Origin of the sequence: Xenorhabdus sp. BG5 (genome assembly GCF_015163665.1) — a bacterium.
In the GTDB taxonomy this organism is placed as follows: Bacteria; Pseudomonadota; Gammaproteobacteria; order Enterobacterales; family Enterobacteriaceae; genus Xenorhabdus.
The window spans coordinates 32,490-47,307 of sequence record NZ_JADEUG010000030.1 but is presented as its reverse complement, the minus strand read 5'-3'; the positions used below and the strand labels follow the sequence as shown (position 1 = coordinate 47,307).

Below are 14,818 nucleotides of genomic sequence, written 5' to 3'. Positions count from 1 at the left end.
TCGCAAAACAGGCCAAAAGTGCACATCGGCGTTTTAGGTTCGCGGGGATGGGCGGAACAGGTAAAAATGGTTCTTTAACAAGCTGATAGTCAAAGAAAAAATCGCTTAAAAAAGTATGACCGCACCGGAATCGTTCCTAAGACCCGATTGGATTATTGGGTGGAAGCAGCTTATATAGCTATGTACAAAACCCAACAAGGGGAGTCGACCCCTTAGGATTAGCTAGCTGTCCTTTAAAAGAAATATTTGATGATGTCGATAAATGGTCACTATCTAAAATAGGTGAGCGTCAGAAAGGAATGATCAGAGATAAGTTACCCGTTGTAAAAGAACGTTCATCAAAACTGAATAGAAAAATGAGAGAGCATTTTAGTGAGAATGAAAAAGGTCTAATTAGAGAATGGGAGAAACAAACAGGAAACTCTTGGCCTACACTAGCTAATGGTAAACGAGCAACTCCTCATCATGTAATCCCACTGAAAAATGGTGGAACAAATGAATGGTGGAATTTAATTCCTGTTAAACATCCACATACAGGGACAATACATGGAACTGGCTCTGCGTTAAGAACCCACATACCTTATCAGAAGGTAGGTGGGAAAATATGGAATCTATTGAGTCGTTTAAGGTGATATGATGAATATTGTTGATGCTTATAACTTATTGAATGAATGGCTTGTAAAAAGCAATGGTGAATTGATTGATTTAGGCGATGGGGAATTATTTTCATTTATTCTAAAAAAGAAATTCAATCACACTGAACTTACCAGCTTTGAAAGTAATAACAATATATTACTTCCTGATGAATATAAATATTTCCTTGAAAATGTTGGCTCTGTAGATATATTTTCAAGTGAAATTACTGCTGGAATTGAAGTATTAGAGCCAGCCGAAATAAAGAGCTTTTCAAAAGAAGTATTTGATGGATATGGTGAGGATCTATATCCTAATTTATTATTGACGACATCTATACCTAAAACAGGATATTTTGGCGGTTTTTGGATGTTGGAAGAGAATAAAAATTGCTATTCTATTTTTTACCCTGATGTTCCTCCTGAATATTGGATTGAAGAAGCAGAGTTTTCATCATTCAATGATTGGATTATTAAATTAGTCAAAAGCAAATCGAAGAAAATATAGTTTTCTTTAGATTTAATTTAGAATCTCTGTAGATCTATGCCATCCCACCCTGTTTTATGAGATAACAACAAGGTGGGGTTTTAATTACGATCTAAATAGCGTTTCAAAATGATAGGAGTATTCCTTATCCCGCGCGCAGGGCGAGATTTCACAATATTAACAGGGTTATTGTGGTTAAATAAAAACCAAAATATAATTTCTTATAGGTACTTCTTTAAATAAAACGTTAAGATCACACCATTCCATAAAATAGTGATCATAATAATGAATATTTTTAAATTTATCATAAAGATAGATGATACACGTTCTGATATCAATAAAAAACATGAACTAGATGTTATTTTGTTACAAAGGTAATAAATACTTTCCAGAAGACATGTCAGAGAACAAATCGTGAAAATAGTAGTTGACACGTCGGTTTAATTTCTTGTTTTACCTTTTTAATTCAAAATTATTGACGTTCTTGCTCTAAGCATAATGGTACCGTAAGTTGTTTCCGGTATAGTTAGGGGAGAGACTAGCCGTCTATTGCCAAATTTGATAGTTATTCCACAGCCCCTTGTGAATCCCTAGCCTAAAAAACTTTATTTTATTTCAATGAACTACTCCATGCAAAAAACTGCTCTCATGTATAAGGAATAAGGTGTATTCCGATAATTCAATCCCGAAGCACAACACTATTTTCTTATTCTTTAATTTCCAAAGGAGTTTTATATTGAATACCGGTTAGTTCTGACAAATCCACATCGTTTCCTGTCGTGTGAAAGATTTCTTTACGCCTTTGACTAAATAGATGCTGGCAATGCACACACATATCATTAACATTATTCGGGTTTTTAATGGCTTTTAATGTCCTGACAGCATATTTACCACACCGACATCTGACGACATAAATGGAATTATTTTTCCTCCATTCCGTTGAGACAAAGGGCGGACACCCAACACGGTAAAAAAGCCATATTCATAGCCTTGAACCTGTCTCAGTATGTTGATTAAATTAGGCTCCTTTTTACTTAAACGTAAGTCATACGTTGTTTTGTAAGGAATAAAATAATCAACGTGTTTTTTATTCTTCCTGTTCTTACTCTTTTCATTGTTATCGTTCATCACTTCTTTTAATCCATTTGGCAACACATTAAATGTGTTCTAATTTAACTATTTTCATTATTAATTCAATAACGAAAAAAATAAACTTAACATTTAAGTTAAGTCAGTAAATCGATTCCTCTCATTGTGACACATTAAAAATCATGAAAACATATTGGACATGACCTACAATTTTATAAAATCATTTAAATAAAACATCTAATCCGATGTAAAAATGGGATAACGTTTTTTACATAAGTCCTCAAGAGAAATTAATTGCAAATTTGTTGCCATAACCTGCCAATAACGTATTTAGCTCATATTCCATTGTTTCCTGAGTCCAGGTGATAAAACGTCGCCAGTGGTATTTAGCCTGCCTCCAGACGATTTCAATCAGATTCAGTTCCGGGCTGTAGGCGGGAAGATAAAGTAAAAACAGGTTGTGCTCCTGTAACCAGCGACGTTCTATTTCTTTCTCGAGCCCATGGTGAATACGCGCATTATCTAACACGACAAATGTCAGGCGATCATCGCCTTGTTGGGCGATCTACGCTAAAAAATCAATGACATCAGCCCGCGTGACATTGTCCGATATTATCGGATAAAACAGCGTGTTATCGGTGTAGTTTAGCGCCCTCAACACTGACCGTCTGACATGATTTTGCGGCTCTGTTTCATGAGGCTTACCCCGTGGGCTCCATCCGTATTGCACCGGTGGGGATGCGTAAAAACCCGCCTCATCAAGATAGACCAGCCGGTAATGCTCCGACCGCGCGCCCACTTTCATTTTATTCAGCAAAGCGGCTTTTTCAGCAAACTCCGCTTCATTTCGTTTTTTTTAAAGACAGGCGGGCTCGTTTATAGGTGAGCCCCTGTCTTTTCAGGGTATTTGCCAACGTCTCAAGCGTACAGGGCAGCGGGACATGCTTGTCCTCTACTTTCTGTGCGATTCGGGCCAGTGTCAGAGATTCCGCCCTAGCGGCGTTAACCGCCGTGGCAATCATCTCCGATGTCATCGCGGGATAACGGCCTCCGGCATGGCCACCTAACAATCCAACTATCCCTGAATCGTACCAGACGTGAACCCAGTCATAGATAACTCTGAGACTGCATCCTATCTCAGCGGCGATCTGACGGGGTTTAAGACCTCTGGCAAGCATGAGTAACCCCGTTCCTCGCGTACGGATATCCCGGTGTGGATGATTCAAAGCCAGTTGTTGTAATGTAATACGTTCAGGTTCAGACAGCGTGATATTCGATTTCATAAGAACAGTCGGAAAGTCATCAGATTAACGATGATAACACCAATGCAGATAGTTTATCTGATCAACTTAGTATTCATTCCCATCATAATAAGTAGCGAAGCCTCAACGGTTGCAACCCTTGAGGCCTCTATAATAATTAAATATCGTCTATTACCCTAAAAAGGGTATCGATATAAACATGGAAGTATAGCCATTTATATATAATATACACTGACTAAAATGGCATTAAATACCTCACCCCTTTGTGACACACATCATAAATATCGCGTTAATTATGTAAATATAACCCCTGAATTTAGATGAGAACAAATTAAAAAATAACGCATCAGCATTACTTATTTTAATTATCGAAACAATTATCAATAGGTTAAATAAAGAAAAATATCAAATTTAGTTTTAATTTGACTACTTTCCTTTGGATAACAGCTTCTGCATCATCATTTGCCCGAACATGCCCGCTGACTGCCTGACCTGCCCCACGCCCTGACTCATCATGCCCGCCATATCGCCCATTCGCACCCCGGCCCAGGCCAGTGCGCCCAGCCAGACCATCGGCAGCACAATAAACAGGGTGCCCATCACCAGCCCCATAATCAAATCATCCGAGGTATTCTGAAAACCCGCCAGATTCAACAGGCTATGGGTATCAGAGCCGTACAGGGCGTCCAGTAAATAGCTGTCCAGCCAGCGGGCGGTTTCCCACCAGAAGGTCAGGAAATTCAACGCAAACAGGGCGAACGTCAGTGTGAGCACCGTCTTAAATTCATAGGCGGCAAACAGCAGGATCAACGGGATCAGGATATACAACGCCATCAGGATCACCGCCTGCATCATGGGTAAAGCCTGGCGTACCGCATCAAACATCGGGGCACTGATCAATCCCCCTAATATCGTCCCCGCCGCCGCACCGACCCGATTGGAACCGTCCCAGACCGTAAAATCCGCGTTGCCTCCATAGCCCGCATACACATAGCCTTCCTGAGATACGGTCAGATTCACCGGGCTGACCAGACGGCGGATCACCGCTTCTTTATATTCACGGGTTTCTTTGCCCAGCATTTTGAGGGCGGCCGACAAACGCAGCCATAATCCCGGATCGGCCTGGGCCAATACTCTGGCCTCCAGTCCGGTTTTTGGGGTTGACCACCAGGCCTGGCAGGTGGGATAACCGCCCTGCCCGGTATTGGGCCGGCCACTGTCCCGGTTTTCATTCCACGGAAATGGTGCCCTAGGCGTTCGGGATTGCAGGGTGTGGTAATCGCCGGATAAGAAGGTGCGACTGCCCAGCCATTCAATATCATGCAGTATGGCCGATTCGGTAGTTTGTCCCTGATCCCGTTGTTTCCACTGATAAAGTGCCAGTGCGTAACAGTCATTGGTAAAATCCTGTAACTCCGCCGCCAGTGCCGGATGACTGATACGGGTATGCTGTACTTCAAAACGCAGCTGCCTTAAATCCGGCCGGCAGGGAATGGAGGCTACCGCTGCTTGCGTTAACCCTTTTGACAGCCGATGTACCATGGCCCACCAGAGGGGCACCGCCGCCGTCTGATTATTCAGGCTGGAGATCACCGGCGCATAGCCACTTTTATCCGGTGCTTGCGGTGTCCAGGTGCCACAACTTTTGGCGCGGGACGAGTCATACTGAAGGGTAGTGAGGCTGACATTGACCAGCGGCACACAGCACACCACCATCACGAAAAAGGCACCGTACAAGGTATTTTCAATCCGGGCAAGTGACTGCAACCCACCACTGCCCTCCTCTTCGCCACACTCTCTTACTTTCAGCCAGACAGCGATGACCTTTATCACCAAAGGCAGGGTAAACAGCCCCGTAGCAATCAGAATGTGCCATAACCCGTTATTGACCACCCAGCCGAGCAGGGTCAGAAAGTATTCCAGATAGCTGTTGGTGGTCATTGCGTTACCTCAATCGAGCCTGACAGGGCATATTCACCCAGCACAATAAACAGCAGGCTGACCACCATCATCCGTATCAGTGTTGTGCGGTATTCCGGCTGGTGTGTTGTCCTTTGCCCAATTTTCCGGCTACCCCAGACCAGCACTGCATACAGGCATAATCGCCAGACTAACCAAAATCCCTTGGTCTCAATCACCCAATGGTGCATCTCGGTGATATTTTCCGCCTGATGCAGCCCGGCCCAGCCTATCGCTAAACTGATAACCATCACCAAAGCAATAATCAGTAATAGCACAACACCTTTTCTCAATGTGGTGATCATCACTGCCATATCAACTTACCGCCGTTCACTGTTAGGCATTTCCAGCTGATAAAAACGCGCATCAGTACTGTCCGGCACTTGCTTTTGGGGATGGGCTTCAATCCGCCGGTTTTCCCGTTCAATAATGGTCAGGATCGCGTTGCGCGACAGTTCCCGTTTCAGCAACATCTCATTTTTCAGCGCATTGATTTCCCGATCCAGCGCATCAATCCGCCGTTCCCCTTCTGCCAGGGCTTCCGGCTGGGCCGCTGCATTGGGTTCTGACATGCCAGTGATTAACATTCGCCGCATCAGCAATGCGGTCTCGGTGGTCTCGGCCATCGCCAGCTCCCCCGCCAGACGCGCGGTCAACGCGGCACTGTCCGGGTCTCGCTGCAACGCCTGAATGACCCCTTTGGTCACGGCCAGACTGCCGGTTTTCAGTTTGGCCAGATTGGCGGCAGTGGGTTTTTCCGTGCCATTGAGGAGTTTCACCAGCTGTTCAATATTGGTTTTGGTGTCTTCTTCCAGCATCGGGGCAAAGCCCGTGCCAGCCACCGTCGCGCCCGGTTGTTGGGACGCCCCGCCGCTGGTGCATTCCGCGGCATTGGCACAGGTACGGATAGCCCGGTCGCCCAGCACCTTCACCACGGCTTCTGCCGCTTCGGTGGCATTCTGGAATTGAGTGCAGGCACCGCCATCACAACGTGGGTGGCTGACGGAAGCCTGACTCAGCACTGGCAGATGATTCATCATATTAAACCCTGCGCTGGCTAAATCACGGGTGGGCCGGATAGCGCTCTGTCCCTTGCCTCCCTGCTTCTTACCGCCAATCCATTGATGCCCGCCTGTCCCTGTCGATTTGCTGCCAGCATTATTCACCCTCACCGCATCCGCATCCCCGCTGTTCACCTGCGTTTTGTATTCCTGCATCGCGGCCGATTGGGTCCATTTACTGTTTTGCGCAAAATCCATCATCCGTTTGGCCATGTTCTGGCAATTAAACTGGGCCTTGTCGAACGCCACATTGGCCTGCAAAACTCCATTGGTCAGCATGTCATAGAGACCCGGATTGGCGCGCTGAATGACCATGGCAGGAAGACTGGCCACCGCGCCGGTTGCCCCCTGGATCACCTCACTCATCAGGTTCTTAAACCCGGCGGTAATGCCGTTTAGCTGGTTGCCGACCGTGGTTTTTAAATCAAAATTGCCGCACATCAAATCCGAACTCCAGCCGAGTTCCAGTCCGCCCAGTTGGGTCAGGGAACGGCGGGTAGCTGGTTGTGAAATCACCGAACCACCGCCAAGAGTATAAAATAGGGAGTCTGAGATCGCGCCACTGACATCTGCACCATAGCCCAGAGCACCGCGATTGACCTGGGGCAGAGAAACCGTCAACCCGTTTTCAGCCCATCCCGTTTGCGCTATCCCACTGACCAGCAAACTGACCATCAGCCACACGGCTTTTCTTTTCGGCATAAAAACTCCTTTTTAAATATCGGTACTGCCCAAAAAGCGCTGTCCCCGGCGCTGACAGCAGCTGTAGGGTTGCCACAGGGCATACGCCTGATTGCCATCGATGGCGGCAGTGTGTTCACCATCCGGAAACACCGCACAGTTTGAGCTTAGTTGTGGTGATAGCCGCTGCCACTGGTGATTTTGGGTGCCGGCGTTTTCTGTCACCGGCTCCGGTGGCCAATAACCGTCAGCGCGTTGGCCTTTTAATGCCTGATAAACATGGGGCTGCCCGGCACGGGTGATAATATCCGCCACCCGCTGCGCCACCACGGCAGACGCCTTGTCATCATCGGTCTGATTGACAAACCCTGAGCGCGGATAAATCGTGCCCCACAGATTGGCGGCCATTTGGCTGCCCAGCTCCCGCTGACCGGGAATAAGCGCTTCTGGATAGAACGATTCCGGCAAACCGGTGCGCCACGCCACCGTATCCAGTGTGCTGAGAAAATAAGGCACCAACGGGGTGGCCGCACTGCGGCAGGAATAACCGGGAATTTGCCCGCCAATCAGACTGGTGGCGGGATGCCCAATGGCATCCGCGTATTTGAAACGCAAACGGGTACGGCGCTGGCCTGACATCTGGTGATTATGGTTGCCGCCGCCGGCACTCAGGTGGGATAACGCCCCAGTGACGGCATTTTCCAGTCCGCCGGATAATCGGCTGACCTGTGCCATTTCTGACCACGGATTACCACCGGGTGCGTGATAAGTGGACACCACCACTTCGGGCAGGTAATGGGTGACTTTGACCGAGGTTTTTACCGTGCAGCCATGCCAGGAACAAAACAACCAGTAACAAATGCCACTGACCCGCCACTGAATACAGGCGGGCGAGAGGCTGCTGGCCACGATTTGCGCGGTGTTGAGGGAAGCCTGCGCAAAGGGAACAAACGCAGCGACCAGCGTGATGACAACAGGAAAAGCAAGGCGTGGTGTCATGGTTGACGCTGCTCCCTGAGGGTGTTCGCTTTTGCCACATCCGCCGTGCCATACACGACGTCCCGGTCATCAAATACCACGGCAGGGTACTTGCGCACACCGGATTGCCAGGCATCAACAACAGCACGATAGGCATTGATAAATTGGTGCTCCTGCTCACGCCATTGGGGAGATTGCAGTATCGCTTGTGCCTGCATCAAAGCTTGCTGCGGGTCGGCAGACAAATGAGCAAAGATTTGTCTCTGATGTTGCTCAGCCGCATCCAGCCAGACAATGTGTGTGTCCTGGGAAAAATTGACGGGAGGATGCTGGCTGTCGGTATAGATAACTATTTTCGCATTGGCCGATAATGAGGCCAGCAATCCCACCCAAAGCAATAAAGCCGACTTCCACATAGCACATTTCCCGTTTTATCAAACATCGGGATAGCCTGAAGAAATGTGTTGCAGAAATCAGCCCTTAATTAGTTTTCCAAAAAATGAAAAAAGGATTGAAGTGCAAAGCAAAACACCCCTGTTATTCATTAACGACTACAGGCAAATCCTGTCATCGGCCAGCCATTTCGCATCCACCGGTCTGTTTCTGCCCAAAACGCCCATTTCGCCTGATGCTCTGCGGAACCTGAGCTGGCAGCCAGATAATCCGTTGATGTCACGTAAAATTCCCGTGTCCAGCCATCATAAAGATAAAAGTTCCCCCATTCCTCGTAGAGCTGTTCCAGCGCATATTTGGAGGCAATCCGGCTGCCGAGTGATTTGCAAAGCTGTTTCGCATGAGAATAAAAATCTTTTGTCAGCCCTGAGCGCTCAAACCAGGTGTGAACCGTCAAGGTCAGTTCGACCTGCTGCCCGGTTTCATCAGTACCCGTGAGCCTGACTCCGTCAGGATTTTGCTGCACCGTCACCACATCCCCCGATACCGTGACGGCGGGCGAATCACTCTGCCAGTTCACCCAGCCTGTATTACCTGCCGTGATAAGGCGAAATTTCGCGCCACGCCAGAGTACGGAAGGCCCCCGGGGACCAAACGATTTCTGGTTGGCATTGCCACCCTGACGGTCAATGGCAATGGTATCAACCAGGCGTAACGGCAGGATAAATTCCACAGAGGAGACAACTTGCTGCTCACCCACTTCCGCAGTGACCAAAGCCTGTCCAGCATGACGACTGACAAGGGTTGCGGTTGCCTTTCCCTGACTGTCTGTTCTGTCTTCTGCAAAAATCATCTCGCCAAGATGGCCAGACCAGTCAACCGCTTTATCCGCAAGCCCCTGCCCATGAATATCGGTGACGGTTACAGTAAAAATTACCCGATCTTCGCCATCCGCCGCGGCACGGGTTTTATTGACCCGAAGGGTGGATAACAGTACTTCCTCAAAGGTGACAACAGGGGCGGCCACTTTATGATCGTCGACCTGGATCTGAACCTGATGCTCACCTGTCAACATACTGCTCAGCTTAACCTGCGTTTGTCCCTGATTATCTGTTTCTGTCCGTTTTGAGGACAACACACCGTGATCCGTTTGCCAACTCACTGGCTGATTTTCCACGGGTGATCCCAGTGAATCTAACACCCTGGCCGTCAACACCACCGCATCCTGCCCATCGCCTTTCGCCCGGACTTTGTCCACCGTGATAGCGGGTTTCAGCAAACGTTCAAACATCACCGGAGCAGCATGAAGGTTTTTTCCCGCCGCCTCTGCTTTCACCGTTGCCCTCCCTGCGGTGCGGCTGACTAACCGGGCTGTCGCTTCTCCCTGACTGTTTGTCTGTTCCTGCCTGTCCAACAGTTGCCCGTTATCCGCTGACCATTGCACTTTGCTGTGGGCAACGGGTCTATCTGCTGCATCGCGCACGTTCACCGTATAAAGGATGCTGTCCTGACCATCGGCAATCGCCGTTTGTTTGTCCGACTGAAGCGTATGGGTTAGCGAAGCAGTAAAGTGAATTGGAGAAGACACACTCGTTTCACTGCCAACCGCCACCGTCACTTCGGCATTTCCAGACACTTTGCTGGTTAAATACGCCATGGCCTGCCCTTTCGCATCAGTCATTAATGAAAATGTGGAGAACTGGCCAAGGGGGGTCTGCCAGCCAACGGCCTGATTGGGCACAGGTTGACCACCGGCGTTTTTAACTGTGACAGTTAAGGTTACCCTTGATTTCCCATCCGCCTTAACGCTGTGTTTATCAACGGTGATTGCGGGTATCAACACCGCATCAAACTGTACGGAAGGTGCAACAGCAATCTCTCCATCCACGGTAACACGTACTGTGTGCAGCCCCTGCTGACGACTGTGCAGTACGACCGATGCCTGCCCCTGCGCATCCGTGTCCTGCCGGGTTTGGGATAATTCACCTTTATCACTTGACCAGATAACAGCCTGATTCGGGACGGGAGCCCCCTCCTGATCGGTGACAAGGACGGTATAGATCACACTGTCATGACCATCAGCTTTTGCCTGCGTTTTATTTGCTGTCACCTGCCATTGCTTTTCGGTCGGCAAACTCACTATCATGATTTCTGCCCGGTTGGAGCGATTACCCCGGCTGTCGATGGCGACCCCCGAAAATCGAACGGAGTTTTTCGTGATTTTCGGCAACTGTAATGTCACTTTATCTGGTTGTTGATAAAGTATTTTTCCGCCTGCCTGCTGTAATTCCGCCGTATCCAGCGCTAAACGTGCCAGCGGATATTTGGATTGGATAATCGGTACAAAGGTCACTTCCTTGCCTTCATACCCATTAACAGATGCGGGGAAGGCCAGTGTCAGCAGCGTTTGCTTCTGATAATCCAGCACCATATCGCTGCGCCGGTTCACAAAATCAAATTGGCTGGCTCTCAGACTGCGCAGGGGTGCGACCGCGTTTGGATCAAACTGTTGGCGGAACGGAACACCCAACCGATAATTAAGGTTCAGGGTAAAACGGTTTTCACTGACACCGTGTTTACCCTGCCGAAAATCGGTGCCCAACGTCACTAACGGCACGGGCGTGTAAGTCAGCCCGGCGGTGACGCTGTACGGGTTTTTCTGGCGTTCTGCTTCACCAAATAACGCGACCTGCTGCCCGTCATAGTGTTCATACTTCAACTGCCCGCCCCAGTGAGGAAAAGCCGGCAACCCGGCTTCGGCCTGAATATCCCAGCCATTGGCGGGTCTTGCATCAAAATCCGTAAGTCGGGAAGGCTTCCAATGGGATAAACGCTGGTAAAGGTTAGCAGACAATTTGACGTTATCATGCCAGGCTTCTAACCCAAGACTATAGCGGTGATGCTGCTCCGGCCACAACGCATCCCAGAAGACATTGGTACCCCATAACCAATTATCGGCTAAATAGCGATAGCCAAATCCAAGTGTGGTTGTTGTCTGACCATGGTGAGTTTTTACTCCTAACTGGCTGAATACCGTACCCGAAGCTACGTTATACCAGGGTAACAGCCCGTCAAATGCAACGTCTTTTAACGAAAAGTGGCTGTCGAAAGGGAGTGTGAGACGGGCATTGCCATATTGATTCAACCACGGTGTCAGTGTTGATGTCACCGCAGACGATAACTGCTGGGAGGCCATTGTTTTTGCCGCTTCGCTGGGGGATTGTGACTGCGTAAGTTGCCCCCATTGGGCAGTGAGTTCGGCCAGTTTTTGTGCCTGTTGATCCTCTGGTGTGGCCTGACCGGAAAAACTGAGTGACAGGCTTAACAGGCCGACAATCGAAGATTTTCCCCTGCTGAACCGACGGGATTGGATTTTTTGCATGTTACCCTATTTCATTAATACTGAAAGGGGTAACATGCAAAAAAAGCGCTCTAAATACTGTACTTAATTCTTTTTCCCATGGTGAAAATTACCTGAATCAGCGGTGAACAGGAACCCCATTAAATGTATGCGTACAGCACAGACACTGTACAGGAATATCATTGGCTGACAAATGCGGATTCACCTTCCTTAAAAAACCTGATCTATCGACGAACAGCCCGTTGTAACCCGAATTCTGGATAACCTAAGCTTCGTATATGGTCTTCTCCATTTCTGTCTCAATCCTCCTTCAAAGGGAAAAAATACAAAGGATTAGACTTCTTAATACCATAAGAAATAGTATTCTGCCTGGAATCTTAGGTTGTCATGAGACTACTTGCGATTTAGTTAGCTGCAAATACATTTACACCTGTAAGATTAGCTGTGAAATTCCACAATCTTAAAGCTTCCGATGGATCAATCGCGTATTCACAAACACCGACAAAGGATTCTTCATAATCTGATGCAAGTCCGGTAATGTCACAATCTTCACAATAAAGTCCCCCCTGTTCATTCAAGGCTGGGTTTGTTGCTACCCATACCTCAGTTGCAGCCCCTTGTGCCGGAGATTTAAAAGTGGGGTCAATCGGGTTACCATTCCTATCCATCCATCCTTCGTTTGCCATCTCTTCATAAGACAAGTGCCTTTGGAGTGGGGTAAATATTTTACCGGGATGCAAAGAAAATGCTCTGATGTTCTTATTTTTTCCATACGTATCCAGTTGCAATGCAAAAAGCACATTAGCAGTTTTAGACTGTGCATATGCCACCCACTTGTCATAACCACGGGTAAACTGAATGTCATCCCATCGAATTGGAGAATTATGATGTCCAGCAGATGAAACACATACTACTCTCCCTCCAGATCGGATATTGTTCCATATGAGATTCACCAGTACATAATGGCCAATATGATTTGTAGCAAACTGCGATTCCCATCCTGGACCAACCCGTTTTTCTGGAGAAGCCATGATGCCAGCATTACAAATCACATAATCAAAGAGATATCTATTAGCATTGACATAGGCAGCCAATGTCCTGACAGAATTTATGTCCGAAAGATCAAGTGGAAGAATGGTAATATTGGTTAGTTTACTTAATGCATTAGATGCACTCCTCATATCCCTTGCTCCCACCACTACATGAACACCTGCTTCTGATAGCGCTTTAGTAGCCTCATATCCCAATCCAGAATGCCCGCCTGTGATAAAAGCGGTCTTACCTTTAATATCAATACCTTTAAGTACATCAGAGGCTGTTGATGACGCACTAAATCCTGAATTGATCGGTTTTTGGACTCGCATAAATCCCCCAATAACTATTTTAAGATAACTCGGCTCTAGCATGCGGAGTATAGAACTCCTCCAGTGCAGCGATTTCATCATTACTAAGAGAGACATTCATACAACAAGCATTGTCTATAAGTTGCTCTACTGAGGTCACACCAACGATTGGTGAAGCGATTGATGGCTTAGATAACAGCCAAGCTAAAGCTACATGTGCGGGTTTACATTCTTTATTTGCTGCGATCTCATTCAGAACAGAAATTATTTTTTCATCACTCTGCTTTGCGGATTCATATAGCCATGACAATACCTTGTCAGATTGTGTACGAGTAGTATCAGTACTCTTTGCAAGTTTACCTCTGGCCAATGGACTCCATGGCGTAACACCAATCCCTTCGGAAACACAATAAGGAAGCATTTCTCTTTCCTCTTCACGATTGATGAGATTGTAATGATTTTGCATACTAATGAACTGAGTCCATCCGTTCATTCTGGCGACGAATTGCGCTTTGATGAATTGCCAAGTTCTCATTGACGAAGCACCGATATACCGAACTTTACCTGACTGAATCAAGTCATTCAGAGCAAGCATCGTTTCTTCGATCGGCGTGTTATCATCCCATCGATGAATTATATAAAGATCAATATAATCGGTCTGAAGTCTTTTTAAGCTGGCATTAACCTGCATAAATATTTCCTTACGTGACAACCCTCCCGACAAAGGAGAGTCAGTCATTTTCTCATAAACTTTTGTGGCTATGACCACATCATCACGTTTAGCATATTTTTTCAGACAAGTTCCCACGATTTCTTCACTTGAACCAATTGAATAAACATTGGCTGTATCAAAAAAATTTATGCCTAAATCTAGCGATTTAGTGATAATCTTCTCACTTTGGGTATAGTCCAGAGTCCATGTGTGAGCCCCTTTAGTTGAGTCTCCGAAGGACATACACCCCAGAGCAAGCCTGGACACAATTAGCCCTGATTTTCCTAAGTGACAATATTGCAAATGTTCCTCCTCAATTATTAAGCTCAGTGAGTCTGGACCACGACGTTTCTTGTTCATCAAGTGGTATATCGAGACTTGCCAAATACATAGCTGTCATCCAGCAATGCCCTGCGAGATGTGTAGCATCAGCGATTTCACCTTGTGAATAGAATTCATTTAAACTGCGGAATGATGATATTGAAGCTTTGCCGTCAAGAATGCACTCTGTAATATATTTCACCATAGCTTTTCTGCGTGAATCCATCGCCTCATAGTTTCCATTCTCAATATCGTTAATTTCCTGCTCTGTTAAACCAGCCTTAATTGCAAGCGGATAATGAATAATCCGTTCGAACTCGCTATTAACCAGTTTAGCTACACGCATGACGATGATTTCACGCTCATAGTCATTCAAATATCCTTTCGTCAAAGCACCTCCTAAGGCTAAATGAGGTCCAGCAGAACATTTGGTTAAAAGCAAACCTCGAGTCAAGTTTGAAGGAAACTTCTCATATACACTCAGTTGTTCCTGTGTCATATCCTGAACTTCGGTTAATTTAACTAACATATTATTCATT

13 protein-coding genes and 1 pseudogene are annotated in these 14,818 nt (G+C 46.9%); 2 read left to right on the top strand and 12 right to left on the bottom strand.

The annotated features are described in order from the left end of the window. Window positions 1-155 precede the first annotated feature (155 nt). Together IQ209_RS14390 and IQ209_RS14385 are read left to right on the top strand one after the other, a co-directional pair. Window positions 156-632, top strand: coding sequence for an HNH endonuclease (locus tag IQ209_RS14390; RefSeq protein ID WP_193851937.1), 477 nt, complete (start codon window positions 156-158; stop codon window positions 630-632). Between the two features lie 4 nt (window positions 633-636). Continuing rightward, window positions 637-1,140 carry an SMI1/KNR4 family protein gene (locus IQ209_RS14385; protein WP_193851936.1) on the top strand — a complete coding sequence of 168 codons (504 nt, stop codon included), beginning with the start codon at window positions 637-639 and terminating at the stop codon, window positions 1,138-1,140. An 846-nt stretch (window positions 1,141-1,986) separates the two neighbouring features. On the opposite strand, the gene IQ209_RS18385 is transcribed toward IQ209_RS14385, so the two are convergent. The 12 genes and pseudogenes from IQ209_RS18385 to IQ209_RS14320 form a co-directional block, all read right to left on the bottom strand. Further along, the gene (locus tag IQ209_RS18385) at window positions 1,987-2,247 is read right to left on the bottom strand and encodes a hypothetical protein (RefSeq protein ID WP_228005896.1); all 261 of its coding nucleotides are present in this window, start codon (window positions 2,245-2,247) and stop codon (window positions 1,987-1,989) included. Between the two features lie 241 nt (window positions 2,248-2,488). Continuing rightward, a pseudogene (locus IQ209_RS18380) lies at window positions 2,489-3,013 on the bottom strand (IS630 family transposase). Window positions 3,014-3,050: 37 nt separating this feature from the next. Further along, the gene (locus IQ209_RS14365; RefSeq protein WP_193851934.1) at window positions 3,051-3,491 is read right to left on the bottom strand and encodes a helix-turn-helix domain-containing protein; all 441 of its coding nucleotides are present in this window, start codon (window positions 3,489-3,491) and stop codon (window positions 3,051-3,053) included. A gap of 405 nt (window positions 3,492-3,896) precedes the next feature. Continuing rightward, window positions 3,897-5,411, bottom strand: a complete 1,515-nt coding sequence (locus tag IQ209_RS14360; protein ID WP_193851933.1) for a conjugal transfer protein TraG N-terminal domain-containing protein — start codon at window positions 5,409-5,411, stop codon at window positions 3,897-3,899. Continuing rightward, window positions 5,408-5,743 (bottom strand): hypothetical protein, encoded by a 336-nt coding sequence (locus IQ209_RS14355; RefSeq protein WP_193851932.1) that lies wholly within the window; start codon window positions 5,741-5,743, stop codon window positions 5,408-5,410. Before IQ209_RS14355 ends, IQ209_RS14360 begins: the two co-directional genes overlap by 4 nt. 6 nt (window positions 5,744-5,749) lie before the next feature. Further along, window positions 5,750-7,165 carry an integrating conjugative element protein gene (locus IQ209_RS14350; RefSeq protein WP_193851940.1) on the bottom strand — a complete coding sequence of 472 codons (1,416 nt, stop codon included), beginning with the start codon at window positions 7,163-7,165 and terminating at the stop codon, window positions 5,750-5,752. 39 nt (window positions 7,166-7,204) lie between these two features. After that, window positions 7,205-8,170, bottom strand: coding sequence for a TIGR03756 family integrating conjugative element protein (locus IQ209_RS14345; protein WP_193851931.1), 966 nt, complete (start codon window positions 8,168-8,170; stop codon window positions 7,205-7,207). Further along, window positions 8,167-8,565 carry a TIGR03757 family integrating conjugative element protein gene (locus tag IQ209_RS14340; RefSeq protein ID WP_193851930.1) on the bottom strand — a complete coding sequence of 133 codons (399 nt, stop codon included), beginning with the start codon at window positions 8,563-8,565 and terminating at the stop codon, window positions 8,167-8,169. Before IQ209_RS14340 ends, IQ209_RS14345 begins: the two co-directional genes overlap by 4 nt. A gap of 128 nt (window positions 8,566-8,693) precedes the next feature. After that, window positions 8,694-11,924, bottom strand: coding sequence for an Ig-like domain-containing protein (locus tag IQ209_RS14335; RefSeq protein ID WP_193851929.1), 3,231 nt, complete (start codon window positions 11,922-11,924; stop codon window positions 8,694-8,696). Window positions 11,925-12,307: 383 nt separating this feature from the next. Then, window positions 12,308-13,309 carry an SDR family NAD(P)-dependent oxidoreductase gene (locus tag IQ209_RS14330; RefSeq protein WP_228005895.1) on the bottom strand — a complete coding sequence of 334 codons (1,002 nt, stop codon included), beginning with the start codon at window positions 13,307-13,309 and terminating at the stop codon, window positions 12,308-12,310. Next, window positions 13,287-14,318, bottom strand: coding sequence for an aldo/keto reductase (locus tag IQ209_RS14325; RefSeq protein ID WP_304952576.1), 1,032 nt, complete (start codon window positions 14,316-14,318; stop codon window positions 13,287-13,289). Before IQ209_RS14325 ends, IQ209_RS14330 begins: the two co-directional genes overlap by 23 nt. Continuing rightward, the gene (locus IQ209_RS14320) at window positions 14,272-14,817 is read right to left on the bottom strand and encodes a carboxymuconolactone decarboxylase family protein (protein ID WP_193851928.1); all 546 of its coding nucleotides are present in this window, start codon (window positions 14,815-14,817) and stop codon (window positions 14,272-14,274) included. Before IQ209_RS14320 ends, IQ209_RS14325 begins: the two co-directional genes overlap by 47 nt. Between the last annotated feature and the right edge of the window lies 1 nt (window position 14,818).

Bases quoted from the DNA above. Each gene is read 5' to 3' on its own strand.
- IQ209_RS14385 (WP_193851936.1), top strand. From the start codon at position 637: ATGAATATTGTTGATGCTTATAACTTATTGAATGAATGGCTTGTAAAA.
- IQ209_RS18385 (WP_228005896.1), bottom strand. From the start codon at position 2,247: ATGAACGATAACAATGAAAAGAGTAAGAACAGGAAGAATAAAAAACAC.
- IQ209_RS14365 (WP_193851934.1), bottom strand. From the start codon at position 3,491: ATGAAATCGAATATCACGCTGTCTGAACCTGAACGTATTACATTACAA.
- IQ209_RS14360 (WP_193851933.1), bottom strand. From the start codon at position 5,411: ATGACCACCAACAGCTATCTGGAATACTTTCTGACCCTGCTCGGCTGG.
- IQ209_RS14355 (WP_193851932.1), bottom strand. From the start codon at position 5,743: ATGGCAGTGATGATCACCACATTGAGAAAAGGTGTTGTGCTATTACTG.
- IQ209_RS14350 (WP_193851940.1), bottom strand. From the start codon at position 7,165: ATGGTCAGTTTGCTGGTCAGTGGGATAGCGCAAACGGGATGGGCTGAA.
- IQ209_RS14345 (WP_193851931.1), bottom strand. From the start codon at position 8,170: ATGACACCACGCCTTGCTTTTCCTGTTGTCATCACGCTGGTCGCTGCG.
- IQ209_RS14340 (WP_193851930.1), bottom strand. From the start codon at position 8,565: ATGTGGAAGTCGGCTTTATTGCTTTGGGTGGGATTGCTGGCCTCATTA.
- IQ209_RS14335 (WP_193851929.1), bottom strand. From the start codon at position 11,924: ATGCAAAAAATCCAATCCCGTCGGTTCAGCAGGGGAAAATCTTCGATT.
- IQ209_RS14330 (WP_228005895.1), bottom strand. From the start codon at position 13,309: ATGCTAGAGCCGAGTTATCTTAAAATAGTTATTGGGGGATTTATGCGA.
- IQ209_RS14325 (WP_304952576.1), bottom strand. From the start codon at position 14,318: ATGAACAAGAAACGTCGTGGTCCAGACTCACTGAGCTTAATAATTGAG.
- IQ209_RS14320 (WP_193851928.1), bottom strand. From the start codon at position 14,817: ATGAATAATATGTTAGTTAAATTAACCGAAGTTCAGGATATGACACAG.